The sequence below is a fragment of the Rummeliibacillus sp. NPDC094406 genome (assembly GCF_044763875.1).
In the GTDB taxonomy this organism is placed as follows: Bacteria; Bacillota; Bacilli; order Bacillales_A; family Planococcaceae; genus Rummeliibacillus.
On sequence record NZ_JBIWGZ010000001.1, the window covers coordinates 939265 to 965721 of the forward strand.

The window sequence follows — 26457 nt, forward strand, 5'->3', positions numbered from 1 at the left end:
ACTAAAGTTTTGGACTATCCATAAAGTAAAAAAAGACGTTATCCTTTCTGTAGAATTATAGGAAAGGATGGCGTTTCTTTTATGTTTTTATATTTTATTTTTGAATTTCTTCCTGTTCTATATATTACAGCACCACTAGCATTTTCTTTGAGATGAACTTCTCTTTTATTCATCATTAGAATTTTAAGTTTTTTTGTACCAGGATGCAATAATATCCTATCTGTAAGGTACAATCGTGATAAAATCAAACAAATAGAGCTATGAAAACTCATATATGAAATCGGCTAATAACAGGCATCGTGGAAAAGTCGTTAAAATAAAGGGGAAAGATACGAATGGCAGAAATAAAGGATTGGAAAAATAGTGCTCGTGGGCATAAATTTATAGCTTCTTTTAGCGGAGGAAAAGATAGTGTCTTAGCTCTGTATAAAGCAGCGAATGCGGGAGAAGCGATTGGATTGATCGTGATGCTGGAGGATGAAGGGAAACGTTCCAGATCCCATGGAATGTCTCTGGAATTTATACGTGCTCAAGCTAAATCTATAGGTTTGCCCGTATATACAGCAGCTGCAAGTTGGGCAGATTATGAAAAAGTATTTATGCGCCTTTTAGACAAAGCTAAAAATCAAGGTGCAGAAGTATTAGTAACTGGAGACTTAGATATGCCTGCTCATGGCTGTTGGCATGAAAAGGTCACGAAGAATGCCGGATTAAAGCTTGGGATGCCTTTATGGGAAATGAACCATCGTGAAGCTGTCGAAGAGTTCATAAATCTAGGATTTGTAACGATCATTGTAACTGTTAATTTATCACTTGGCATGCGAGAGGAGGATTTAGGGCGAACGTTAACCCATGAATACGTGAAGGAGCTTGAAGCTCGTGGTATTGACCCCTGCGGAGAAGGTGGAGAGTTCCATACCACAGTGATAGATGGTCCCATTTTTAAACGCCCTATTCCAGTTCGTAAATGTGAGATTATCAAAGACGGAGATTATGCTTTTTTGCCATTGGAACTTGATCAGATGGCGGGTATGGATAACTATTAATACAGAGTTTCGATAAAAATCCATATCAAATTGAAAAGTGGAGCAAGGGAATCTCCCCAGGCACTTACTGCAAAAATCTACGTGATTCTTCCATATGGAACAACAGATACTGGGAAATTAGAAAATTCATGATACAACTGTCCAATCTATTTTTTGGACGTATATAATAAAGAAACCGACACAATTTATAGTGTCGGTTTCTTTATTAATGACTTTTGAGTTAGCCCTTCTACTTCCACCTATTGTCTTTTCTTTGTCTTTTTATTATTTAACTTTTCTGTTGCTGTTAATGGCTCATTTGCAAATTCCTGATTAAATTGTCTCGATTGTTGCTGACGAGTCGCTTGCTTATCACTGAAATCTTTACCCAATTGCTTACTTACTTTTTGGACTTTGTTCATGTTTTCCACCTCCATAAGAATAGGTTTTGCAAATTCTTATGAAGTATTCAACAACAATAAGAAAACGTTGGATACTGTAAAAGTATTTAAATCCAAATATTAATAGTATAACCTTCTGCATAAGTTGGAATTAGCTTTGATTTCACAGCCGAGTGATATAAATATTAATTTATTCTACCTTAATTTGCCCCATCATACCATTATCTTCATGTTCAAGAATATGACAATGGTACATATAGATTCCTTTATGCGTAAACTTAACAGCAATTTTTGCTGTTTGTCCTGGTTTTAATGATATCGTATCCTTTAGACCAGATAAATTTGCTGGTGGTTCTTTGCCGTCAACTGATACTACTTGGAATTGTGTTCCATGAATGTGGAATGGATGGTTCATCCCCCCCATTGCATCTTTTACATTTTCTATTTCCCAAACTTCAGTTTCATTTTGTTTTTGGATGAAATCTATTCTATTCGGATCAAATTTCTTATTATTTATGGTCACATTGTTCATCATTCCAGCCAATTTTATTGTTTTAGTAACCTTTTTATTTTTCATTTCATCGGTAGCATTAACAGAATTTAATTGATATACAGTTTCTGTTGTTTTGGAATTATTTACTGTTCCTTTTAAATGAATGGGCAAAATTGTTTTGTTGTCTTCATTTACTAAAGAAACTTCATTTCCATTCACTTTTGTTAAATCTACAATCACTTCAGCTCGTTCACCAGGTGCAACTTCAATCTCTTTTGTTGTATTAGGTTCATTTAAAAAGCCTCCGTCACTTGCGATTTGTTGGAATTCCATATCATTATTAAAATGCAGCGTATAACTTCTCATATTAGAACCGTTTAAAATACGTAAGCGAACTTTTTTGCGATCTACTGTTAATTTTGGATCGACTACTCCATTAATCAAAAGCGTATCCCCTGAAGTACCGTCTTCGTTCATCACTTTGTCATAAACAAGTTGTTTATCATCAGTGAATGTTTTATCTTGTAGAATAATTGGTAAATCATCTACACCATATGTTTTAGGAATATTCAACATTTCGCTATTCTTATCGTCTATATAAAGCAAACCAGCTAATCCCTTAAATACTTGTTTTCCTGTTTCATGCATTGGATGTGGATGGAACCAAAGTGTTGCTGCATCTTGCTGAACTGTAAAGTGAATGGTCTCTGTTTCTCCTGGTTTTAACACTTTATGTGGCCCTCCATCTTCGTTACCAGGTATTTCAAGTCCATGCCAATGAAAAGTTGTATCTTCTTGTAAATCATTCACTAAATGAATTGTAACGTTCATTCCTTTTTGTACTCGAATTACAGGCCCTAGAAAATCACCGTTATAACCATATGTTTTTGTTTTAATTCCATCAAATATCTCAGAAGTACCTTGTTGAGCTCGAATTGTATATGAAATGGTATTGTAATTCATCTGATCTGGTTTCAATACATATGGATACGTTAATTCATTTTCACCTAGACTACTTTTTAATTCTGTGATTGTTTCATGGTTCATATTAGTATGATCCATGCCCTCCATATTCATAGACGAATGGTCCATTCCCTTCATGCCCTTATTGGAAGAGATATCACTATTACCCTGGCTACAAGCACCGAGTAATCCTAAACTAACAATAATACCCGCAAGTGCCACTTTCTTCATACATCAACACGTCCTTTCGCAATCATCATACGAAACAGTTGTGTAGAAATTATGTAGAAAGAGGCATTTTTATATAAAAAGTTGTTCCTTCATTTACATGACTTTTTACTGAAATCGTACCTCCATGTGCCTCAACAAGTTTTTTGGTAATTGTCATCCCAATTCCACTTCCAGTATAGAGGTTCTTCCCCCGATAATTTCGATCAAAAATCTTCTTACTTGTTTCTAAATCCATACCTATTCCGTTATCGTGTATAAGAATTTTAAAGTAATTCTGTTCTTCAAATAATTTGATAAAAATATATCCTTCTCTTTGAACATGGTACATGGCATTTTTAATAATATTATGAAGAATTTGATTCAATCGAAGCTCATCTACATATGCATGGATTGTTTGATCTAATTCCAATTCTAGCTGTATTTCTTTATCAAGTAATTCACTTGCTATTCCTAAAACTGACTTTTCGATTAGATTTGCTACTGACTGTTCTTTCTTCACAACTTTAAATGAAGGATTATTAATATCATTAAAAGTATCTAATTCACCAACAAGGATTATTAGGCGGTCAATTTCTTCTACACAAGCCTGTAAACGTTCTGGAGTAGCTTTCCAAACACCATCCTCGAAGGCACTTAAATAACTTTTAATCGATGCTAGCGGATTTCGAATTTCGTGAGCAAGATCTTGAGTCATTTCCTTCCGACGAATCTCATAGGTTCTTAATGTTTCATCAAGTTTTAATAATGATTGACCTAATTGGCCAATCTGATCATCGGTTGTATATTTAATTTGTAAGTTACGTTTTCCTTGAACAAGGAATAAGGCAAAATTATTCATTTCCTGAATAGGTCTTGCCAATGCTCTAGCAATTAATAAACTAGAAATTAATATGACGATGAGTAATAAGGCTATAGACCAAATTGCAGTTTCTCTTAATGCCAGATCAAAATGATGAATAACTTCTTGCGAATCTGTTATATGAAGCATCATTAAATGTTCATGACCTTTATAAAGCAAAATACCAGTAATAATTAAAAGCATGCTTAAAGTAAAAATTGCTATAATGAACGCAACTTTGACGTTAAATTTCATTTTCTTCAACCTTTTCATTCATCTTGTATCCTAGACCGAAAACGGTTTGAATATATTTATCCTTAATTTTTTTACGGAGATTCTTAATATGTTGGTCAATGACACGTGGATTTACATCAGTCTCAAACCCAAATATTTTTTTTATAATATCATCACGGCTAAAAACCTTTTTAGGATTTTCGACTAATAACAGTAAAATGTTATATTCATGTTGAGTTAACTGAATACTTTCATGATCTAATAATATCCGTCTTTCACTTTTGTGAATTTCTAGCTGTCCAAATTGTATAACTTGTTTTTTGTGTGAATCAGGTAATAGCCTCTCTGCTCTCACTAATATTTCCTTAGGGTGAAATGGTTTTACTACATAATCATCAGCGCCAATCTCAAATCCCTTCAATTTGTCTTCAATTGAGATCTTTGCCGTAAGCATTATTACTGGAATATCATAATTTAATTTTACGTATTCACAAATATCCTCCCCTGCCATATCTGGCAACATTAAATCTAAAACAATTACATCCAGAGGTACCTTATCCACTATTTGAATTGCTGATTCTCCTGTATGTGCAACATACGTGGTATCCCCATTCTTTTCAAAATAAGAAACCAATACATTTGTTATCTTTTCTTCATCATCTATGATTAATACTTTCATGTATAACTTCACCTGTTTTCAATAGATTCTAATAATTATATTTTAAATAAATATTATTTTGGAATATTATTCCTTTGAACTACACCCTTTAGTTAAATAACTTCAACGAAAAAGAGCATTAATCCTTCTTGGATCAATGCCTTCGTTCGTTTGACTAATAATAGTAATTTTTAGTGAGTTCATTTGAGAAAATATAAATTATTTACCATCCTCAATTAATGCTTCCATATCTGATGCAATAGTATCAGTAGATACATTTTGATAGCCATTATAGCTTTTCACTACTACCCCTTCTTGATTGACTAAATAAAAGCTAGTACCATGAATTACCTGGTTAGAATTTGGATCATCCTTTACTACTGTCTTGAAGGACTTTCTTGCTAAATCAGCAATTTCATCTTGCGAATAACCAGTAAGTAAATTCCATTTTGAATCATCAGGTACTGGATATTGTGCCAAATATTTTTTTAATACTTTTGGTGAATCATTTTCAGGGTCGATGCTAAATCCAACGATATTATAGTCTTTCAAACCCTTTTCCTTAAAAGCTTTTTGAATATCCATCATATTCGCGGTCATAGGTGGGCAAACTGTTTCACAATTCGTAAAGATAAACATTGCAAGCCAAGGCTTCCCTTTTAGGTTGTCTAAAGAAACTTCATCGCCATTTTGATTCGTATAGTTAAAATTTTCAACTTTCCAGTCTGTTTCAGCCTCAAATTTTTTACCACACGCAGTTAACAGTACGGTAGCAATTAATAAAAGGCATAATGTTATGTATCCTTTTTTCATCCTTCTTTCTCTCCTTCATTCTTTTTTTCTTTTCCAACTTAGTTTTGAACTTTTTGTTGACACACATATTAGTCATAACTAATATAATAATAACAAAACATATTAGATTCGACTAATATGTCTGGAGGAAAAAAATGAAAAATATCAATATAGATATGAAAGTCAAACTAATTCATGGATTTTCTAATAAAACAAGGATTCAAATTTTAGAATGTATCAAAAATCAAGAAAAAACGGTTTCTCAAATTGTAGAAGAAATTAAAGGAAATCAGTCTAACATTTCACAACACCTTGCCTGTTTAAAAGGTTGCGGAATTATCGTTGGAAGAAATGAAGGGAAATATTGCTATTACGGTTTAAGAAATCAAGAAATTAGAGAATTATTAACAATGTTCGATGTAGTTCTTGAGGATGTTCAAAGTGACGTAGCATGTTGTAAACATCATATATACTAGGAGTGATTCAATTGGCTGATCAATGTTGTGGCTCAAATAATGCATCTAATGATAATAAAGATAGTTGCTGTAGCTCTTCTGAAAAATCAAAACAAGAGAATTTAAGTTGTTGCTCCAATCATACCACCACATCTCCAAAGCTTAATATAAGGCGAGAATTAGATAGTTGTTGTAGCAATAATCCATCGAAGGATTCGGTAAATATATTAGAAAAATCAAGTTGCTGTAGCACTTCTCATGATCATGAACAATCCACAGAAGAAGTAAATTCTAATTCATATTCTTCTGGTGAAAAGATGGCATATAGAGTGTACGGAATGGATTGTGCAGCATGTGCTAAAACGATTGAAAAAGGTTTAAGTAAACTACAGGATATTAATGAGGTTAGAGTTAACTTCAGTACAGCCAAAATGCAGGTGGCCGCTACTAACCTTGATGCATTCATCCCTATAGAGAGTGAAATTAAAAAACTTGGTTATTCTGCAGAACCTGTAAATAAGAAAAGCAATATTAAAACGTATGATATTGCAGGTATGGACTGTAGTAGCTGTGCTAAGAGTATTGAAAACCACTTAAAAACCCTTGATTACGTAAAAAGTGCCAGTGTTAATTTTTCAACTGGGAAACTGAAAATCGAACATTCGGGAAATGTGGATGACATTATTTCTGAGGTATCAAAAATTGGTTACAAGGCTTCATTACCCTCCGTAAATAAATTGGCAGAGAAGAAAAAAATTAAAGGTGAAAATAACTTAATCATTTTTTCAGGTATTTTAATTGCTCTTGGTTTTATTGGAGCTTTAAATGATATTTCTACATGGATGTCAACAATTCTATATGCAATGGCGATGATCATCAGTGGAATAAAACCTGTAAAGAGTGCATTTTATTCCATAAAAAGTCGTTCACTGGATATGAATGTTCTCATGTCTGCTGCAGCTATTGGTGCTGCTATTATAGGAGAATGGTTTGAAGGAGCTACTGTTGTCTGGTTATTTGCAATCGGTACTTTCTTACAAACAAAATCAATTGAACGAACTAGAAAATCAATCAGTAAACTTATGGATCTAGCTCCTCAAGAAGCTTGGGTCCAAATTGGATCAGAGATTATCAAAAAACCAGTTGACAACGTTACAGTTGGTGAAATGATCATTGTTAAGCCTGGAGATAAAATTCCATTAGATGGTGAAATCATTCAAGGTGAATCAAGTATTAACCAGGCTCCTATAACAGGAGAATCGATTCCCGTTGATAAAACAATTGGGGATATTGTGTATGCGGGAACAATCAATGAGCATGGTTCCCTTACAATCAAAGTCACAAAGCTAGTTGAAGATACAACCATTTCCAAAATTATTCATTTGGTTGAAGATGCTCAAGAACAAAAAGCACCAACAGAAGCGTTTGTAGATAAATTTGCAAGTATTTACACACCGATTGTATTCATTCTAGCGTTAGTAATGATGGTGCTACCTCCCATATTTGGATTAGGTGCTTGGGGAGAATGGTTTTATAAAGGTTTAGAACTACTAGTTGTAGCTTGTCCTTGTGCTTTAGTTATTTCCACTCCTGTTGCGATCGTATCCGCTATTGGTAACGCTGCGAAGAACGGGGTTTTAATTAAAGGCGGTACTTTCTTAGAAAAAGCAGGTGTCATCAATGCGATTGCTTTTGACAAAACAGGAACTTTGACTGAAGGAAAGCCTAAAGTATCAGAAATTAAGGCTTTAACAGTAACAGAAGAAGAATTACTTTCAATAGCTTTCACTTTAGAAGATTACTCAACACACCCTATCGCTAAATCGATCGTTCGATATGCTAACGAAAAAGGAATTCAACCTAAGAATGGTGAGTTATTCAAAAATATTGTTGGTAAAGGCGTTCAAGCAACCATTGAAGGTGAAATTTATTACGCTGGTAATTTAAAGTTATTCCAAGAAATTAGCGATTCTTTAAAGAATCAAGTTCAAGAGACGCAAAACAAAGGGAAAACCGTTGTAATTATAGGGAAACAGAGTGAGATTATCGGGATTATTACTGTTTCAGATACAATCCGTAAAACAACAGTTTCGGCTTTAAATGCTCTAAAACAAAGTGGAGTAAGGCAAACAGTTATGCTGACAGGGGATAACGAGGGAACCGCAAAAATGATTGCTTCAGAGGCGAATGTGAATCGTTATTTCTCAGATTTACTACCTGAAGATAAAGTATCTGCTATCAAGAATTTGCAAAATGAAGGCTATAAAGTGGCAATGGTTGGAGACGGTATTAATGATGCTCCAGCACTCGCAACTGCAGATTTAGGAATTGCTATGGGTGGTGCAGGAACTGACACAGCAATGGAAACTGCAGATATCGTGTTAATGGCGGATAATCTGGATAAGCTGCCTCACACAATGAAGTTAAGTAGAAAATCTTTAACAATTATTAAACAAAATATTTGGTTCAGTATCATCATTAAAGTTATAGCACTAGTCTTAATCTTTACAGGATCGCTTACACTTTGGATGGCTGTTTTAAGTGATACAGGAGCTGCATTAATTGTTATTTTAAATGCAATAAGATTGCTAAAATTTAAAGAATAGATATGGATCTATCGAGGACGTAATTTGCTGTAAACGCAAATACAATTTAAAAATTCGCAAGTAAACAGAGCCAAGTCGCAAGTAAATCACCCAATTTCGCAAGTATTATTTTTTCTGAAGTCAAAAGAGAGTGTGAAAACATTTTACACAATAAACCTTCATAAGGTTCAGCATATCAGCCGTAAAATTACCAGATACTGAATTAACGGCTATTATTGGAGTTCCCTATTTTGGTAAAGATAAATAGGATAAATTAAAAGCAAAGGCAGGACTTTAGCTAAGAATAGCCAAAGTCCTGCCTTTTTTACATTCATCTTATCTTTTGACTCTATTAAAGCTTAATGTTGATACTACAGGAAAAATAAATTCCATTTTTGTGGAAGTTATTTTATATGCTATCGTCTTCTATACTAAGCCCCTATTAGTTGAATAAGGCTTTTATTTAACCCCACTCACAATTAGGTCTGCTCTATCAAATGGTTTATGCTCCTCAACATACATATCTTCCGAAACCATCCAATTACTTTCCCACATTTCACGAGCTTCTTCTCCGTCTCTTTCTAAGCCTCTTAAAAGACGAATATCTCTTGGGCAATCAACCCATAATTTCAAATCATATTTGTCAGCCAGTTCTTTTCGAATGGTATATACACCTTCGATTATTACAATGCCACCAATTGGAACTGTATGCCATTCAGCTAGGCAATCCGTTTTCCAATCATATCTTTGGTAACATCCCACTTTTTCTTGGATTAGAGGTTCTAACACCTGATTCAATAATCGTATCCAATCAAAATCAGCTCCAATAGGCTTTTTAGTAGGTTCTATTTTCATAATCAGAGAGGAAGGAAGATAAAAATCATCCATATGAACAATTGTTACATCTAAAAAATCCTCTTTTATTTTATCGGCAAATGTACTTTTTCCAGAGCCGCCACAACCATCTATTCCAATCAAGAAAGTGGATTGCTTTTTAGAATTACCTTTAATTACCTTGCCGAACAGTTGTCTTAAAGAACGATATTCTTCGTTTCTCATTTTGGTATCCTCTCCTAGCAATCCACTTAAAAGTGTTCTCTCCCAGTTACTTCTTAAACTAAACTACCGCAATAGATGAAGAAGTAAATTGTTTATAACTTGAACTTAGATAAGTTCTAGATTTTGGATGGCTTATCTACCGCTCACTCGGCCAACTTTCAACATACAAATTTAACAAAGCCTATTTTTTAAACAACCTTGACCAAAAACCACCTTTATTTCCATCGGTTGTTGCCAATGTTTCTAATTCGGCAATCTTAGAATTTAATATACGAATTTCAGCAGTTAAAAAGTTAGTATTTGGTGCAGTTTCAGCTAACGTTGTTTGATGCCTTAGCATTGTATCTAACTGTTCCTCCATGTGCTTGAACTCGGGACTTTTTTGAGGATGTTCAATTGCTTTTAAAGCCCTATCCTGCTTGTTCTCTAAATCTCTTATAGCACCGTTTTGCGCACTTATTAGCGCCTTTAATTCTTGGTTTTCGCCTTTCAGCGCTACCATTTCGTTCGTTAATAATTCTAGTATCTGATAAAACTCGTTACTTTTGATATCATTTGGTAACACGCTAGGTAATTCGCTTTGGTGCTCTGCGATTGTTTGAAGTACGCTAGAAGGCGCAAAGTCAGCACTCGAAACCTTGTCTACTGCATCTTTTAGCGCTAAACCATGCTCATTTTTTAGAGCTAGCATAGCGCTAAGAATATTAACATCATGATCACTATACTGTCGCTGCTTATTTACATTCTTTTTAAACTCATATCCCACATGTTCTAATAGTTGTGCATATGACCTTAAGGATCCCGTGGAAATATTGAGTATGTCAGCGACTTCACCAGATTGGAAATACTTCATTTTGCAATCTCCTCCCGTTTTATTACTAATATTTCTACCAATTATATTGAGCGTAAATAAAATTTACATTTTTATGCATTATTGTTAATTGTAACATACAACTTGACTATTTTGTCTACTCCTATCAATAGTAGGAATATATTTTATAAAGTAATTATACAAACAAAAACGCATTCAGTTTGATGCGTTTTTTATTCGATCTTATTTTATTTCGAAAATCAAGAATTTATAGAATTACACCTGAAAAGTCTCCTTTTAAGACTTCTATTTCATTCTGATTTTTACATAAAAAAGACGTATAAATAGCAGTTCGATTTTTATTTTCTTGCCATTCGTATTTTTCTATTTTCACTTCACAAATAATAGTATCACCGGTAAACACAGGTTTTAAAAACTCAAAATTCATGTTACGAGCAAGTACGTTATTATCCCCACCTACTTTTGTTGGGAGGGTAGCCGTTAGAAGTCCTTGAATAACAAGTCGCCCCTGCTCATCTAGGGTTCTATGGTGAATCCCTTCATCACCTGAGATTTCTGTAAATAATTTAACATCACTTACTGTAAATGTCCGTTCGAACGAAATAATATCTCCTACTTTTAAGGACATATAAATCTCCCTCTCTTAAAGGTGTTATTTTCATTAAAAATCTGTGCATTTTGTTTGTTAAGTGAACAAATTTTGATGTTTCCAACCTTTTGGCATTATGTTTTTATCCAGCCATTCTTTTTGTGGCGCTTGGTATGGGGCGGTAGCCATTAAATGATTATTGTACCAGGTTGCTGCTCCAGAACGAATCATCTCATCTAAAAGGGTTTGTATAAATTCTTCAGGCTGACGATGGAAGGAGTAGCGTGCAAAATCTTGGAACCAACCACAGTTTAGTAGGTAGTCATCTATTTCTTCTTTTGCCAATCCGTTTTTCATGATTAATGTAAATGAAAAAATCCTTTTTAGGGCATGCCATGAAATTTTTTCTGGATTCTTAAGCCACTTTTCAAATCGTTTCTTTGCTGAATCAATAGAAGCAATAGGATTATCTATTTGAGGTCCATGTCCTGAATATGCTTTTTGAATCGGAAGCGTGGACAACCGATCCAAACTTTCTAGCGAACGTAGGATAGATGAAACACCTTCTCGGAAGATATTTAACCACCCAATATCGCTTTTGTGAAAGAGATCTCCACAAATTAAGATTTCCTCTTCTGGATTATATAAAGAAATATGTCCTAAGGTATGTCCTGGTGTGTGCAACACTTTCAAAGTTCTGCTTCCTGCATGAATCTCATCGTTATCCGATAGTTTTCTATCAACTCGATAAGGTTCTACAGGTTGATCTAACCATTCTGCACTACAGGATTCAGGGTCACCAGAATTAATTAATTCGGCGTCCCATTTATGAGCAGCAATCGGGACACCATAATTTTTTTGAAGATGATAATTGCCACCTACATGATCACTATGATAGTGTGTGTTCACAATAAGGTGTAATTCTTCTGGTGAAACGCCTACATCTTTAACTAATTGCTCTGTATTTTTCACATCGCTTCCAAAACCAGTATCAATAAGAATCGGGAGCTGATCTTTAATAAGGATCATGTTTGCACTTGGAAATTGCCTTTCAAAGAAAATAATATTGGACTTTTTTATAAGCTATTCCCCCTAAAAAGTTATGAACTCAATTACGATTGAACGTTCAATTATTAATTTTATTTTTTTACGGTTTGAAAGAGTAAGTTCTTTATAAAAAAATACCTTTGAACTCTATTAGTTTTATCTCTAATTCGATATAGTAATTGAATATTCCTTCTTAAACTAAACTGCTAGTTATCTTAAGCTTCACAAACTGAGTATTGAATTACTTATCGGAATGAGAGTAAAGCCCCCTACCCTTAAGGTTTGCAGAAACAGGTCTTTTTCCAATTTCCCTTGCCCAAATTGATAATTGTCCTATATGGTGAATTTCATGAGCAATAGTATGTCGCATAATTTCACCCCATGTATATGTCTCCATTTTCCCATCTGGTAAAGTATCGTATAATAAACGATTTTCCATACTAGCATCCCAGTTGTTCACAAATCCCTCCACTTCAAAATGAAATTCAGCGTCCAATTTTCGAACTCTATTCAAGCTTTTATATCCATCGAAACTCTCCTGAAAGTCAGTTTTACCTTGTAAGTGACGTATCCAGCTCCATTCGACATCAACTATATGGAAAAGTGTATGCAATATACTTCCCATACCTCCCGTACGGTTTTGCAGAAGTTCTTCTTCACTTAACTCTTCACACCAACGATACCAGTCTTCTCTTACCATCCAGTTATATCTAAAAAATGTTTTCAACAAAAGCCCTCCCCTTTACTTCTATTTTTAACCTTAAAACTCCACAGGTCTGTTAATAAAAATCCCTTATAATAAAAAATAGGTAATAAACCTTTAATAATAGATTCATTGAATTATCAATTGATTTTATGCATGATTCACTCTTCCTTTATTTAAGTATTATCATAATTAGAGAATCAGATTAAGCTCTATCAATCAACAAGGATATTTCCGACATATTGAGCGCTTCCACTGTCTTAAACCCTTTATTTATATATGAATATCAGACTTAATTATACTTAGTTTACTGAGTTAAAATTTGAAAGATTTATATATATAAAATTAAAAAGCAGAAGAACACATTATCGCAGGACACTCTAACAGAAACTTCTTTTTCAACACTTATACACCATCGGATTTTCACCTGAGAAGTTATGAAGTAACTGCACCACTGTTGAAATGTGTAGGAATGCATAAGAAAATCCCTAAAGGGAAAAATGTTGGATAAGGCAGGACGGATATCTTATTTTCGTATGATTAGTAAAAATAGTTAAATATTATTATTAAATTTAATACATGGCTATTCGATCAGTAAATCACCATGTGTCATTTTATGGGGAACGATACATTTTCGCCTTATGTAGGGATGGTTTAAATAAAGAAGGGAGATTTCTATGTCTCAAACTAATATGAATAAACCAACACATGATGAACAGCATTTTATGGCATCCGATCTAATTCGTGATATTGTAATCGGTATGGCTGATGGATTGACAGTTCCGTTTGCACTCGCCGCTGGGTTATCAGGTAGCATTTCAAATGCAAGTTTAGTTGTCGTTGCAGGCGTAGCGGAAATTGCTGCGGGGTCAATTGCAATGGGGCTTGGCGGTTACCTTGCTGCACGTACGGACGAAGAGCACTATGCATCTGAACTGGACCGGGAAAGAAGAGAGATTGTGGAATTGCCAGATCGAGAACGAGAAGAAGTAGCTGAAATATTACGAGAATGGAATCTACCTGAATCCGCAATCAATGAGGCAGTTGCTGCAATGAGTAAAGATCCTGAAAAATGGGCAGATTTCATGATGAAATACGAACTTGGACTTGAGAAGCCAGAACCAAAGCGTGCAATAACGAGCTCCATTACAATTGGTGGATCCTATATAGTTGGTGGTCTCATTCCTTTGTTCCCTTATATGATCATCCCAAATGCTAACTCAGCCCTTCTTCTTTCCGTCATTATGACACTCATCGCATTGTTTATTTTCGGATTTGTAAAAGGACAGTTTACTGGAGCTAAGCCGTTTAAGAGTGCTTTTCAAACGACATTGGTCGGCGGTTTAGCAGCAGGTATCGCCTTTTTAATTGCAAGATTAATTTCGTAACTTTTTCACAAATAAAACGATACTTAAATCCGGACACGTGCGGCTTTATGTCTTACGTGTTTTTTTATAGTGCATGAAAGGTTCAATCTTAACCAAGATAGCCAATGGGTATCGTTTAACCTAGTTCAGCAATCGGGCTATAATGAAATAAATCTAACCGTTTAAAGTGGAACGGTTAGATTTATGATTGAAAGTTTATTCACTCGTATTTCTTTAGAACAATCGTTGCATTATGACCTCCGAAACCGAATGAGTTAGATATACCTGTATTTATTTTCACTTGGCGAGCAACAGACGGTACATAATCTAGATCACATAAAGGATCAGGATTTTCTAAGTTAATTGTTGGAGGAATTATCCCTTCCTTTAAACTCATTGCTAAAGCAATTGCTTCTACTCCACCAGCTGCCCCTAACATATGACCCACCATAGATTTATTAGCTGTTACTGGAATTTGATAAGCTTGTTTTCCAAATAACTGCTTAATTGCCATCGTTTCAGAGATATCCCCCACTTTTGTACTTGTTGCGTGGGCACTAATAACATCAATTTCTTCAGGCAATATATTGGCATTTTTTAAAGCTGATCTCATTGCAAGATAAGCACCTTTACCTTCCGGATGTGTAGCTACGATGTGGTGAGCGTCTGAACTTGCACCATATCCAATAACTTCTGCATAAATCTTTGCCTTTCTACTTAAAGCATGAGATAAAGACTCTAAGATTAATATTCCAGCTCCTTCTGACATGACAAATCCATCTCGATTTTCATCGAATGGACGACTAGCTTTAGTGGGATTATCGTTTCTTATTGATAATGCTGTGGCGTTACCAAAGCTTGCTATTGATAAGTCTGTTATAGCTGCCTCTGTTCCACCAGCAAACATAACGTCAACTTCTTCAGAGCGAATTAGTCTAAAAGCTTCCCCAATAGCTGTATTTCCAATTGCGCAAGCAGAAACTGGAGACATAGAAGGTCCCATTGCATTCCACTTGATACTAATTTGGGCAGCAGCGGCATTAGATATCATAGCAGGAACGAGAGTCGGACTCACTCTCCTTGGTCCCTTTTGTCTAAAAGCATCAATATTTTCAATCAAAGTTTCAAGTCCACCTATTCCTGAACCTACATATACGCCTAATCTTTCAGAATCTACACAATTAATATCTAATCTAGAATCTTCCCACGCTTGATTTGCCGCAGCCAAAGCAAATTGAGAAAAACGATCTAAACGTCTCGCTTCTTTTATCCCTAAAAGTTCCTCTGCATTAAAATCTTGAATAATGCCAGCAATTTTTGTTTTATGGTTAGTGACATCAAAGGTTTCAATAACGGATATACCGGATTCTCCATTTTTAATATTATTCCAAAATGTTTTAACGTTGTTTCCTATTGGAGAAACAACTCCCATACCAGTAATCACTACTCTTTCCATTTTTAATACCTCCAATTAAATAATATACTTATATTCTACAAATCATTTATCCTATTACAAGATTATAAGTTATACTAGTATAAGCGCTTCTAGGTTAAACTAAAATGAACAGGAGTTTTTAAATGAAGAAAGAAACTCGGCTTGAAGCTTTGTCAGCTTTCTTAAAAGCTAAGAGAGCCGAAATAAAACCAGAGTCTATTGGATTACCCGCTGGATCTCGGAGAAGAACACAAGGATTAAGAAGAGAAGAAGTTGCGCAATTAGCAGGTGTTAGTACTACTTGGTATACCTGGTTGGAACAAGGTAGGGATATAAAGGTTTCATCAAATGTACTTGATTGTATTTCTACAGCTTTACAATTAAATAATGATGAAAAAGACTACCTATATGACTTAGCATTAGAAACAAAAACAGAAATTTCAAATGTCAAAAATGATCACTCAGATCTTAGCTCTTCTTTAAAGAGAATACTAGCTGAATTAACATATTGCCCGACTATAATTACAGATCGACATTGTCATATTGTGGGGTGGAATCCCGCAGCCGCTTATGTTTTTTTAGATTTTGAACAAATACCGAGTCAACAGAGAAATTTGATTCGTTTATTATTCGAGAGAAAAGAATTTAAATCATTGGCCGTTAACTGGGAACAATTTGTGAAAGGATTTCTTGCCATATTCCGTACCTATTATGGACACTATTTAGGCGATGAATGGTACAATCAGTTTATTCAAGAAATGAGTGCTTCTCATCCGGAATTCAAGGAATTTTGGAAAGAAAGTCAAGTAAGTAAGGCTCCAGAAATGACAATTGAATTTAGACATGCTAAAGCAGGCAAAATGTTGTTTAATTTAACTTCTCTTCAAGTTCAAGGTGATATAGATTTACGGTGTAGTATCTATACACCAATAGATGAAACAGATACAGAAAATAAATTAAAGCGACTAATGAAAAAGGTTTCCTATGAATATTAAAAAATAATTTCATTACACTAGTCCCTATCATGAATCATTTATTCCGGCCAATTGCTTGATGGCTTAAGAACCCCAAGTGTACAATAATAGTTATTTGGTATTAATTTATCTCACAGGTGTAGTCACTTTTTATGTGATACGCCTTTTCTTTTTACTACGTCCTTTCTTTCTTTTATTTATTACAACTGTGATTTTATTATCGATATTGACCAATCTCTCCCATTCTGAATCTCGATGGTTCGAAACTTATGAAATTAAGTAGCATGTATAGCAATTATTATCAAAAATTCTTTCGAAATATCCTCTATCTTGATGACTAAGCATTCTCCCTAAAAAAGTTGAGAAAAACCTCGTTACTTTAGTTACGAGATTTTTCTTATTTGTTTACTGAAAAAGCACAGTTAATGGATTAAAAATAATGAAACTACAAATCAAATGCCCACCGAAATTAGGAACGGTAGCATTAATAATCGTGGATTAAAATCTTTTAGGACTTAACATATCGTAAAAAGCACTTATCTTCATAGAATTCTATTACTATTATCAGTCATTTTCACTTAAAATTTTGTTTTTAATCAAATTTGTACAAAGATACCCTACAATATACTCCCTCCTTGTTAATTCATCTAAATCTTCATTTTCAACTAGTTCATCAACTAAATCCAAAGGACTTTCCGTAATTTTGTATGCTCATAATCCTTGTATAAAAATCATTTATTCTTTATCAATTGGCGAATGAATATGATTCTCATATGTATCAACATACATATTTCCATTACCGGACAGGACTGCATATAATACATCATCTTGAACTAAGTTACGTCTCTTTAATTCCGAATGTAACCATGATTCCGTTAAGTTATTCTGTTCTAGATTTTCCATTATTACCTCTCCATCCATAATAAGTTCAATTGGTAAATTAATTTCAGGAGTTATCGGTATCATTAAATCTTGTCTAGTTACATTTCTGAATTGAGGCTTTTTTAAGACTGTTAATGTCCCATTTGTCTCTATAATCGCAAACAGTACCTCTTCAATATTAAAGACGTCCTTTTCCCTTAATTGTTGATTTAAATAATCTAACGTATAGCGCATCTTATTCATATTTTTCTCTAGTATTTTTCCGTTTTGAATAACAACCGTCGGGTCACCAGCTAAAAACTTTCTGCCTTTCCTACTTTTTAAGGAAATGACAGCAATCGTAAAAATTATAATGACATAAATGACAAATGCTAGGATAATATGATGTGCTTTTATAGATGTATTAAAGGCTAAGTTCGCTGCAATGGCTCCTAAAGAAATGGTTGCAACAAAATCAAACATCGTCATTTGAGAGATCGTTTGTTTACCTAGTATTCGCGTGCCTATTAGTAACAGTCCAAAAGAAGTGATTGACCTCAAAACAACCTCAAAATGTTCAGGCATTTTAACACCTCATTTAACTTTGTTCTTTTACTAATAGACTTTACTTTTTCTCCCTTTCTAAACCTTTATTTTAAGGATAGGCTCTTAATAATCTCGAAAACGGGTATGGTTAAAAAAATGGAACCAAACTCGTTTTATTGTTAGAACCTGTTAGATCCGCTTCTGAAAGACCTGTAACTGATACGGTTTAGTCACCTGTAGCCATAACAGATGTTAAGCAGTTTAACTAAGAACATTTATTCAAAAACTAACGATTACCTGGTTTTGTGGAGTAAGAAAAGCCCTTCCTTTATTGGTTATGGATTCGGTCCACTGGGAGAAAACTTAAATTAGCATTAGAAAAAGAGGTGCAATTCGCACCTCTTTTGTAAAGCATTTAGCATACCAATCAGTAGTTCGCTTATTGATTACTTGGTATAGTAACTTCCTTTAAAATATTTACTTTCCAAGAAATTATGGTAGTGCTATCTCGTACATTGTTTTCTCGGATGTTTTGAAACATTGTTTTAATACTTTCTTCATCCTTAGAATTAACGAAAGAATTATAAATGTTTTTTGGTTTTGAATATGGTTCATTAGGACATTCAATTAGACCATCTGTGGTCAGAAAAAGGCAATTTTCTCCTTGTCTTAACTCTTTTATCCCCACACTGTAACAAGGTACTTCTTGTTCAAAAGTATTGACTTGTCCTATCCATTCATAGAATTGTCTTTGATTTATTTGGTATTGACCTAATGCAGATAATTCTGGGTGAAATAAATAAAGAACGCAGTCCCCAACAGAAAACCACCAAATATATTTATCTTTTCTAACAACAATTAAACAAGCAGTTTCTCCTTTCATATTTCTGCAAGTAGATAAGAATTCCCTTGATTGAAACATACTTAATATCTTTTCTTCTAGCATCTTAAAAGTTTTTTGAGTTGTCGCCATAGATAATAAATGCTTTATTTGAGCCTTTTCATTTTCAAACAATCCTAATACTCTTTCGGCACTCTCGGCTGTGTTATGTGCATCTAAAGCAATAACGAACTCCCAATCTTCTTTTTCGTTAAACCATACTAGACATCCATCTTCATTCTTATATTGCCCTGCATTCGAATTCCCACCATATCGTCCCACAATTATATGATTTAAATACTGGATTATTACTTTATCCACGAAGTTTTCTTGACTACCAACCCAACTAAAATCTTTGAAATTATTATTCATATTGATTATTCTCTAAATATGTTTTAAGACGATTACAAAGTTCAATAACCTCATTATTTTCACCCAAAGGTGCATCTTCCCAATCGTAAACCTCCATTGGTCCCCAATGTTCTTTTGGTGTATTAGGATAACGAGCAACTAGGTGCATATGAAGGTGCGGAACAGAATTCCCCGAAACAAGCGAGTAGATATGCTCAGCGTTTTCTGAATCTTTTAGTGCTTTACTAACTCTAGACATAATGACACCGAATGCTTTTGCTTCTTCTACTTTCATTTCGGCAAGTGTCGGTACGTGTCTTTTTAGGTCAATCATAATATGACCTAAATAGTTGGGTTTACCATTTCTATCAATGTGCCCCACATACAAATATTCATCTTCATAAATCATAACTCCAGAAGTTTCAATATTCCCAGCGTGTTTATTACAAATAAAACAGTCATTCATTTGAATTACCCCCTTTTTAAGTATTTATAGAATTATAATGCAAATAGTATTGTATTTGTATAATTTTCTAAATATTACTATTTAAATTCAAAAAAACACCACCAAGTATGGTGATGTTATCTCAAATAAATTATATTTTTTAAAGAAAACTGTTTATCTGTTATACCTAATCTTTGTCGTTAAAGAGTTATGGTTCACTAATTCCCATTGCTAATAATAAGAAAAATGTGCAAACCAAAACGAACCCGTTCCCTATTACTCCAATAATTAAAAAAATTATACGTTTAGACATCAACCAAGAGAATATGGCAAATAAAAAACCAATAATTGATAAGATGCTAAAAATTTCAATTAGAAAATAAATATCAACATTTGGCCCTCTTGTTGTATAGAAAATAATTATACTGATTATCGCTGATAATACGGATAAAACACCTAATATACTTCCTACTTTTCTCTTATCCATAATTTAACCTCCTCCTGACCTATTCTCTATAGTTTATGTACAATATTTCACAAACACCACACTAGCATTACCATAAGGATTCAATTTATCTTGACTTCCTCCATTAAATTGACCTTACTCATGAAGAAAGACGCTCTCCTTATTCAGAAAAGCGCCCTTATGTTGAATAACATTTATAATTATTAATTTGTCTTTAAATTTTTTCCAATATATTGGACAATCTTGCGAAGTTCAGTAGATGACGGGCGCCCAAATGGACTTGTTTGTCTCTGTTGATATAGAAGTTGTCCATTTTCATCAACAAGGAAATAAGCTGGCTCTCCATGCGTGCCATGATCCTCATATGGAGCATCTTCATCATGATAAAAAACATCATATGCTTTTAATGTCTTTAAATCTTCATCAGCTAAAACAGTAAAGGTAAGGTTATTCTTATCAACCATTTCCTTTAAATTATCCAATTGATCTGTTGAAATTGAAATAAGATGTACATTCTTGCCTTCAAAAAAACTTTTGCTTTCTTCAAGCTCTTTTAAGTCATGATTACAAACTGGACACCATGATCCTCTGAAAAAGATAATGAGATGCCAACTTCTATGCTGATTTTGATGAGATACAAAAGAGAATTTTTCACCATTAGTTGTTGGAAGTGTGAAATCGGGTACTTTGTCACCTAAATTAAATGTAGCCATACTTTTCCTCCGTTTGTACTTTTTTGTTTTATTTTGTATTTTAGTTTTAATGTAAGATAAATTACAAATTAGCATTAATTTCTTCGTGCAATGTAGTTATCTTTGTCATTATCTCCTTTTTCATATCAATTAAACCTTAACAAGAAATTTCTCTTTTTCATTTTATCTGCTTAAGTGATTTAATTTTACAAATTGCACCTTTATTTCTGACTTAATTCGGTTTTTCAACAATATAGCCCTTAAATGAAAAATGAGCGCTTATCCTCAATTCAAGGATAGTGCCCGATTGCGGATTAACTTTATCGACGTGATTACATATTTCACTGGCAGTATGTCAAAGCTCATCAATTATCGGCCGGATACCTATGAAATATCCTTAATTTACTTGATTTGCTCCGCCAACTCTAAAATAATTCCCTCTGGTCCACGAACGTAGCATAACTTATAAGCGTTTTCGTAGTTTTGTATCTCACCAAAAAGTTCTGCGCCTTTATTTTTCAATTTGGCAACAACTGATTCAATATCTTCAACAGCAAATGCAATATGCTGGATACCCAAGGTATTTGCATAAGATTGCTGAATACCTTTTTCATCTGACGGCGTATGGAATTTGACCAGCTCCAAAGTTGTCTGGCCGTCTGGCATCCCTAACCATACAACTGTTTCTCTAACATCAGTAAGCCCAATTATTCGTTCCACCCACTCTCCTTTCACTTCTGTTTCCCCTAGCACTTCAAGTCCAAGGTTAAGAAAAAAGGCTTTAGCGGCAGGAAGATCATTTACGATTACACCCACATGATCTATTCTATGGATTTTCATATCTCATACCTCCAATTTTCCTAAGTTTATCACATATGTCTCCTGAAGATTTCTTCTCGATTGCTTTAAGCACCCGTTAGCACAACTAGCCAGAGTAAAAATATCTTCAACAAAAGTTCCAGAATATTGAAGACTAATAAGACTCCTTCAATTTTTGTTATTTTTCCCCCATGTATCCAGATAAAATTCTTCGTCATTAATTTTAGCTCTGTGTGGCGTCTACGGTTATATAAGTATTGCTATAAAGAAGCATATTAATGTTTTTTATATTCCATAATTTCCTAAATTCATTAATAGGAACTTTTCGATTATAGCTATTGTTATCATCATTACAATTCACCAGTTGCCTTAATGATTCTGAAAGGTAAAAATACTCCTTGTCATATCCTACGACAGGGACAAAATGCAAATCATTACTATCCTTATGTACTTTAATAAAAACAATTACGGGAGTTCCTTTACTAACTTCGTACTTTAATGTATTTATATTTCCTTTATAATAGTTTGTTTTAAATCCCTTTTTTCTTAACACCGTACGGATTCCCTTTGGATATACATTGCCTGACCTCACTTTACTAGGGAAATTAGTATATAACTCTTCACCATCGGCCTCCATTCCAAAATGACGCAACACATATGCTGTTGAAAATGCTGCACATTCCCTATTCTTTTGTATATCTATCCTATTATTTCGTTTAATTAGATAGTTAGCCGGATAATCTCTTTTACGTAAAACAGGTATGGGTAATGTCATTAAATATGCATTTATGATAGTTGATATAATAATCCATAAAATAACTGTTCTAACTAAAAACATACTACTTCCCCCCATTGCTTTGCGTCCATATCGAAACAATATTCTAAGTCCTTGGTTTAGTTCAATAAAAAAGGTCGTCTTAAAAGACAGCTCCGTTGTTTTTATTGCTGTTCGCTTTTTTCTGTGCTCGCCAAGTATTAATCATACTAGGAACCCCTACAATCATACTCACCATAAAACTCCACATTACAAACAGCCAATTTGTTGTGAATATCGCCACTCCTATGAAAATTGCTAACTGCCCCACAAGTGCAAACCATGAAGTTATCCAAGCAATTTTTAGATTTTCTTTCATTCCCTTCACTCCTCTTATCTATTATAAAAAATAGGATTGATCCCATACCAAACTACTGTTTAGTTATATACCAATTATTTTAAATCCCCTTATTTAAAGCAATTGCTATTCTCCATTAACAGTTATATTTACTATATAAAGAATATATTTACAATTATACCACATTAAACTATTTTTGTTTTTCTTATAGATACTTTCGTCTTTCTCCTTCTTCAACTAAATACTTCGTTAGTTTAAGTGAATTCCTCACAATCTTCACTATACAATTTATCATGTTATTCAATAATCTGGCCCGATTGCTGAACAAGAAATAATTCTGCATTATCACATCAGGATTTTGATCAAACTATATTACAAATTATCAAACTTATTTCAAAAGCTACAATTCCAATTGTTACATGTGGTTGCTGCGGCTGATACATCAAGATAGAATTAAATCTTGGAAAGGAATTTCATTTCCTGGAGGACATGTGGAGGATGGGGAAAGTCTAATTGATTCCGTTATAAGAGAAGTAAAAGAGGAAACAGGATTAACAATTTCTAATTTAGAATCATGTGGAGTTATTTATTGGTTTAATAATGAAACTGGTGAAAAATTTTTTGTTTTTAATTATAGGACAGAAGTATATAATGGAGAGCTGCTAGATAAAACAGAGGAAGGTAGTATATTTTGGGTACATAAAAATGAGTTATCTACACTTAATCTTGCAGAAGGAATGAAGGAAAGATTACCAATGTTTTTAGATAAAAAGCATTCAGAAGGATTTGGTATTTGGAATGAACATACCCCTGGTCGATTAATATGGCAATAAAATCTAACGGGAAATAGAAGTTAATGAGTGCTTTAGTAGAACAAGCCAATCTAAAAAAGTCGGATTCGCAGCTTACGGGAATTTGACTTTTTTATGTTTAGATTTGCTTAGCGTCCAATATCAGCGTTTTGACGTCAGAACCCCTATTAGCTACTTTGTTTTATTAACTCTTCTGAGTTATTTTTAGGTGAATTTACTTTATTTGATACTTCATATGCCATCATATTTTCTGCAGGGTATGGGACTAACAATGTTTTTAATTGCTTATTATCATGGACATTTGGATTAAGCCAAATTGCTTGAGACGATTCAGGTATAATAACAGGCATCCTATCATGGATATCTATCATTAATTCATTTGGTGTCGTTGTTAAAATAGTACATGTATGTATTGCTTCACCAGCGGGAGATTTCCAAGTATCCCATAATCCAGCGACTCCAAATAACGAATCATCCTTCATTTTTATACGCATTGGGATTTTCGCTTTTCCTTCACGTTTCCATTCAAAAAATGAATCCATTGGGATGATACAACGTCTTTGTTGAAAAGCCTTTTTAAAGCTAGGTTTTTCATCTACTGTTTCAGAACGTGCATTAATCATCTTAGAAGCCATTCTGTTGTCCTTGGCCCAAGATGGAATAAGGCCCCATTTTAAATATCCCATGCGATTTTTTGCCCCATCATTGATTATAGAAACAATGTTATGTGTAGGCGCAATGTTATAGCTTTCCATATAATAATCTTCATCAAATGCTTGTTGTATATCGAATTCTTCAATGATTTGTTCATATGGGGTAAATAGTGAAAATCGACCACACATAATTGAAGCCCCCTTTTTACATAGATTAACCTAAGTTTAAACAGCCTATTGTTTACAGGTCAAATTATCAGCACTCTTATTATGCATTTCATCTTATTACTTCCTTGAAATAAAGTTTGATTTAAACCACCCCACAAACCAGTATCTTACGATAAATAAAAAAGAATCCATTTTGAAAAAAAGATTGATCAAAATAGATTCATATCCAAAAGATTTAAATATCGGTTTTATAAATAAGTTTGATCATTTTCTATTCAAAAATCGCGCCGATTGTTGAAGACTATTTTCGAAGACCTTATTAAGGTAAACCATCCATCAGTCAAAAATCTTACTTAATTTTTTTATTATATTCCTCTTACATATAAACCCCATACATCTTGTGCCATCAAATAAGTAATGTGTTCTGGAAATACTATTATGGGTATTGCTTTTTAATAATTTTTAATAAATCATCAAGTAACTTTTTATCAACAAATTTATAATATTTACTCAATGTTTTATCGAGACGTACAAAACCATCATCCGATACTTCAAATTGGAATGAACCGCCACTCCCGCCGACGTATACTAAATAATCATTTTTTGTTTTTGGAGTCTTTATAACTCCCTTTAGTTCAACTTTTTTAAAAATTTGCATAATTTTTTCTGATTCATTTTTATCAAAATCTTGTATGATATCAGTTTGTCTATCATATACAAAGTCTGCTTTAACTTTATCAAAATTAACATTTTTTAAAATATCATTAGCTAAAGATTCCGTTTTTAAAGCGTTGGCATAATAAAAACCTGTAAATGCTAGAACGATGATTAATAAAACAGAAAAGCCAACTTTAGTTTTACTCATTTACACTCCCCCTGTAACTCAAATACTACCATTTTTATATTCTTTATTCCTATTTATAATCACCGTTTAATTGAAAAAAGACGCTATTCTTATTTTCAGAAAAGCGCCCGATTGTGGAATATAGAAAATACGAAAGAAATGCATAAATGACTTCTCCGGTAATTTTACTAAAGCTATTGGTTACTTTAATAAACCTTTAGTTTTTTCCCCATTTATTTTCGAAAATAAGATGTTCTAGTGAACGTCTTTTTTCCCAATTAGCTAATTCCAAAATGGGTTTATCCGGGTAGTCATTAGTATAACCAATAGATATAAGAGCAATAGGGTCAATATGTGGTGGTATTTCTAAAATATCTCGAATATCATTCTTTTTATAAAAACTTACCCATCCCATTGCCAATCCTTCAGCACAAGATGCTAACCACATATTTTGAATAGCACATGCTGTTGATAAAATATCTGTTTCAGGAATTGAATTTCGTCCTAATACATGGGAGCCTCCTCTTGTAGGGTCGCATGTTACACAAATAGTTATAGGAGCTTCTTTTAAGCCCTCAATTTTTAAATCAAGAAATTTCATTTCTTTTTCCCCATCATAATGGATAGCTAATGCTTTTCTTTCTTTTTCTGCCGCCCAAGCTAATTTTTCTTTTACTTCGTCAGAGGAAATTAAAATAAAGTTCCAAGGTTGCATAAATCCTACTGAAGGTGCATGATGTGCAGCGTTTAATATTTTATATATCGTATTTTCGGGTATAGGAGTTGACAAAAAACTTCGAATATCTCTCCTGTTATAAATAACTTTATAAATAGAATCTCTTTCTTCATTAGAAAACATAAAAGCTCTCTCCCTCTACTTTATTAAAAATATCTATCTTTAATATAAAGCATTTTTCGCTATTCTGCCCAATAGTTCCAATATAAACCTTCACAATATCCACTTTGTTTTAAAATTTTTATTAAACAATCTGGCCCTTAACATAAAAAAAGCACAATTCTTGCTACAGAATTGCGCCCTTTAATGGAAGAAATAAAATATGGATTCTATCCCAAATCAATCAATTCTTCTGATTATAATGCATTGGTAGAACAAGATATTTTATTAG

The 26457-nt window shown here is 33.5% G+C and carries 28 protein-coding genes; 6 read left to right on the plus strand and 22 right to left on the minus strand.

Annotation, left to right across the window (positions count from 1 at the left end; all coding sequences use genetic code 11):
• The first annotated feature begins 335 nt into the window (after positions 1 to 335).
• Positions 336 to 1046 (plus strand): Dph6-related ATP pyrophosphatase, encoded by a 711-nt coding sequence (locus ACIQ4I_RS04520; protein ID WP_403093224.1) that lies wholly within the window; start codon positions 336 to 338, stop codon positions 1044 to 1046.
• 239 nt (positions 1047 to 1285) lie between these two features.
• Here ACIQ4I_RS04520 and sspO read toward each other — a convergent pair whose 3' ends face one another.
• The 5 genes from sspO to ACIQ4I_RS04545 all read right to left on the minus strand — a co-directional run bounded on the left by sspO (position 1286) and on the right by ACIQ4I_RS04545 (position 5656).
• Positions 1286 to 1447, minus strand: coding sequence for a small acid-soluble spore protein O (gene sspO, locus ACIQ4I_RS04525; protein WP_403093226.1), 162 nt, complete (start codon positions 1445 to 1447; stop codon positions 1286 to 1288).
• Positions 1448 to 1616: 169 nt separating this feature from the next.
• Positions 1617 to 3113, minus strand: coding sequence for a multicopper oxidase family protein (locus ACIQ4I_RS04530; RefSeq protein WP_403093229.1), 1497 nt, complete (start codon positions 3111 to 3113; stop codon positions 1617 to 1619).
• A gap of 49 nt (positions 3114 to 3162) precedes the next feature.
• Entirely contained in the window at positions 3163 to 4206 is a 1044-nt protein-coding gene (locus ACIQ4I_RS04535; protein ID WP_403093231.1) for a sensor histidine kinase, read from the minus strand.
• The gene (locus tag ACIQ4I_RS04540) at positions 4196 to 4864 is read right to left on the minus strand and encodes a response regulator transcription factor (protein ID WP_403093233.1); all 669 of its coding nucleotides are present in this window, start codon (positions 4862 to 4864) and stop codon (positions 4196 to 4198) included. The genes ACIQ4I_RS04535 and ACIQ4I_RS04540 overlap by 11 nt, the downstream gene beginning before the upstream one ends.
• 198 nt (positions 4865 to 5062) lie before the next feature.
• Entirely contained in the window at positions 5063 to 5656 is a 594-nt protein-coding gene (locus tag ACIQ4I_RS04545; RefSeq protein ID WP_403093236.1) for an SCO family protein, read from the minus strand.
• A gap of 134 nt (positions 5657 to 5790) precedes the next feature.
• On the opposite strand from ACIQ4I_RS04545, the gene ACIQ4I_RS04550 reads away from it, so the two are divergent.
• On the plus strand, positions 5791 to 6111 hold the full coding sequence (locus ACIQ4I_RS04550; protein WP_403093238.1) for an ArsR/SmtB family transcription factor: 321 nt from the start codon (positions 5791 to 5793) through the stop codon (positions 6109 to 6111).
• Between the two features lie 11 nt (positions 6112 to 6122).
• Positions 6123 to 8696 carry a heavy metal translocating P-type ATPase gene (locus ACIQ4I_RS04555; RefSeq protein ID WP_403093240.1) on the plus strand — a complete coding sequence of 858 codons (2574 nt, stop codon included), beginning with the start codon at positions 6123 to 6125 and terminating at the stop codon, positions 8694 to 8696.
• Positions 8697 to 9134: 438 nt separating this feature from the next.
• Here the strand turns inward: ACIQ4I_RS04555 and ACIQ4I_RS04560 are convergent, their stop codons facing one another.
• From ACIQ4I_RS04560 to ACIQ4I_RS04580, 5 genes are all read right to left on the minus strand, one after another.
• Positions 9135 to 9734 carry a uridine kinase family protein gene (locus ACIQ4I_RS04560; protein ID WP_403093243.1) on the minus strand — a complete coding sequence of 200 codons (600 nt, stop codon included), beginning with the start codon at positions 9732 to 9734 and terminating at the stop codon, positions 9135 to 9137.
• A 181-nt stretch (positions 9735 to 9915) separates the two neighbouring features.
• Entirely contained in the window at positions 9916 to 10587 is a 672-nt protein-coding gene (locus ACIQ4I_RS04565; protein ID WP_403093244.1) for a helix-turn-helix domain-containing protein, read from the minus strand.
• A 226-nt stretch (positions 10588 to 10813) separates the two neighbouring features.
• The gene (locus ACIQ4I_RS04570) at positions 10814 to 11194 is read right to left on the minus strand and encodes a hotdog family protein (RefSeq protein ID WP_403093246.1); all 381 of its coding nucleotides are present in this window, start codon (positions 11192 to 11194) and stop codon (positions 10814 to 10816) included.
• A 57-nt stretch (positions 11195 to 11251) separates the two neighbouring features.
• A complete protein-coding gene (locus ACIQ4I_RS04575) occupies positions 11252 to 12184 on the minus strand; it encodes an MBL fold metallo-hydrolase (protein WP_403093249.1) in 933 nt (310 codons plus the stop codon).
• Between the two features lie 259 nt (positions 12185 to 12443).
• A complete protein-coding gene (locus tag ACIQ4I_RS04580; RefSeq protein WP_403093250.1) occupies positions 12444 to 12929 on the minus strand; it encodes a DinB family protein in 486 nt (161 codons plus the stop codon).
• Between the two features lie 653 nt (positions 12930 to 13582).
• Here ACIQ4I_RS04580 and ACIQ4I_RS04585 point away from each other — a divergent pair.
• Positions 13583 to 14293, plus strand: coding sequence for a VIT1/CCC1 transporter family protein (locus tag ACIQ4I_RS04585; RefSeq protein ID WP_403093253.1), 711 nt, complete (start codon positions 13583 to 13585; stop codon positions 14291 to 14293).
• A 199-nt stretch (positions 14294 to 14492) separates the two neighbouring features.
• Here the strand turns inward: ACIQ4I_RS04585 and fabF are convergent, their stop codons facing one another.
• Entirely contained in the window at positions 14493 to 15728 is a 1236-nt protein-coding gene (gene fabF, locus ACIQ4I_RS04590; RefSeq protein ID WP_403093256.1) for a beta-ketoacyl-ACP synthase II, read from the minus strand.
• A 122-nt stretch (positions 15729 to 15850) separates the two neighbouring features.
• On the opposite strand from fabF, the gene ACIQ4I_RS04595 reads away from it, so the two are divergent.
• Complete coding sequence (locus tag ACIQ4I_RS04595; RefSeq protein ID WP_403093257.1) at positions 15851 to 16702, plus strand: helix-turn-helix transcriptional regulator; 852 nt, start codon at positions 15851 to 15853, stop codon at positions 16700 to 16702.
• Between the two features lie 714 nt (positions 16703 to 17416).
• Here the strand turns inward: ACIQ4I_RS04595 and ACIQ4I_RS04600 are convergent.
• The 8 genes from ACIQ4I_RS04600 to ACIQ4I_RS04635 form a co-directional block, all read right to left on the minus strand.
• Entirely contained in the window at positions 17417 to 18127 is a 711-nt protein-coding gene (locus ACIQ4I_RS04600) for a DUF421 domain-containing protein (RefSeq protein WP_403093260.1), read from the minus strand.
• Positions 18128 to 18527: 400 nt separating this feature from the next.
• Entirely contained in the window at positions 18528 to 19340 is an 813-nt protein-coding gene (locus ACIQ4I_RS04605; protein ID WP_403093263.1) for a PP2C family serine/threonine-protein phosphatase, read from the minus strand.
• Positions 19333 to 19785, minus strand: coding sequence for an HIT family protein (locus ACIQ4I_RS04610; RefSeq protein WP_403093266.1), 453 nt, complete (start codon positions 19783 to 19785; stop codon positions 19333 to 19335). Before ACIQ4I_RS04610 ends, ACIQ4I_RS04605 begins: the two co-directional genes overlap by 8 nt.
• 187 nt (positions 19786 to 19972) lie before the next feature.
• A complete protein-coding gene (locus tag ACIQ4I_RS04615) occupies positions 19973 to 20251 on the minus strand; it encodes a hypothetical protein (protein WP_403093269.1) in 279 nt (92 codons plus the stop codon).
• 182 nt (positions 20252 to 20433) lie between these two features.
• The gene (locus tag ACIQ4I_RS04620) at positions 20434 to 20943 is read right to left on the minus strand and encodes a peroxiredoxin family protein (protein WP_403093272.1); all 510 of its coding nucleotides are present in this window, start codon (positions 20941 to 20943) and stop codon (positions 20434 to 20436) included.
• A 381-nt stretch (positions 20944 to 21324) separates the two neighbouring features.
• On the minus strand, positions 21325 to 21762 hold the full coding sequence (locus ACIQ4I_RS04625; RefSeq protein ID WP_403093274.1) for a VOC family protein: 438 nt from the start codon (positions 21760 to 21762) through the stop codon (positions 21325 to 21327).
• 202 nt (positions 21763 to 21964) lie between these two features.
• The gene (locus ACIQ4I_RS04630) at positions 21965 to 22579 is read right to left on the minus strand and encodes a cysteine peptidase family C39 domain-containing protein (protein ID WP_403093277.1); all 615 of its coding nucleotides are present in this window, start codon (positions 22577 to 22579) and stop codon (positions 21965 to 21967) included.
• A gap of 79 nt (positions 22580 to 22658) precedes the next feature.
• Positions 22659 to 22874 (minus strand): hypothetical protein, encoded by a 216-nt coding sequence (locus ACIQ4I_RS04635; protein ID WP_403093280.1) that lies wholly within the window; start codon positions 22872 to 22874, stop codon positions 22659 to 22661.
• 398 nt (positions 22875 to 23272) lie between these two features.
• Here ACIQ4I_RS04635 and ACIQ4I_RS04640 point away from each other — a divergent pair, with 398 nt between their 5' ends.
• A complete protein-coding gene (locus tag ACIQ4I_RS04640) occupies positions 23273 to 23686 on the plus strand; it encodes an 8-oxo-dGTP diphosphatase (protein WP_403093281.1) in 414 nt (137 codons plus the stop codon).
• A gap of 146 nt (positions 23687 to 23832) precedes the next feature.
• Here ACIQ4I_RS04640 and ACIQ4I_RS04645 read toward each other — a convergent pair whose 3' ends face one another.
• From ACIQ4I_RS04645 to bluB, 3 genes are all read right to left on the minus strand, one after another.
• Positions 23833 to 24507, minus strand: coding sequence for an SOS response-associated peptidase (locus ACIQ4I_RS04645; protein ID WP_403093283.1), 675 nt, complete (start codon positions 24505 to 24507; stop codon positions 23833 to 23835).
• Positions 24508 to 24922: 415 nt separating this feature from the next.
• Positions 24923 to 25351, minus strand: coding sequence for a hypothetical protein (locus ACIQ4I_RS04650; RefSeq protein ID WP_403093286.1), 429 nt, complete (start codon positions 25349 to 25351; stop codon positions 24923 to 24925).
• A 196-nt stretch (positions 25352 to 25547) separates the two neighbouring features.
• Positions 25548 to 26189 carry a 5,6-dimethylbenzimidazole synthase gene (gene bluB / locus ACIQ4I_RS04655; protein WP_403093288.1) on the minus strand — a complete coding sequence of 214 codons (642 nt, stop codon included), beginning with the start codon at positions 26187 to 26189 and terminating at the stop codon, positions 25548 to 25550.
• Positions 26190 to 26457 lie beyond the last annotated feature (268 nt).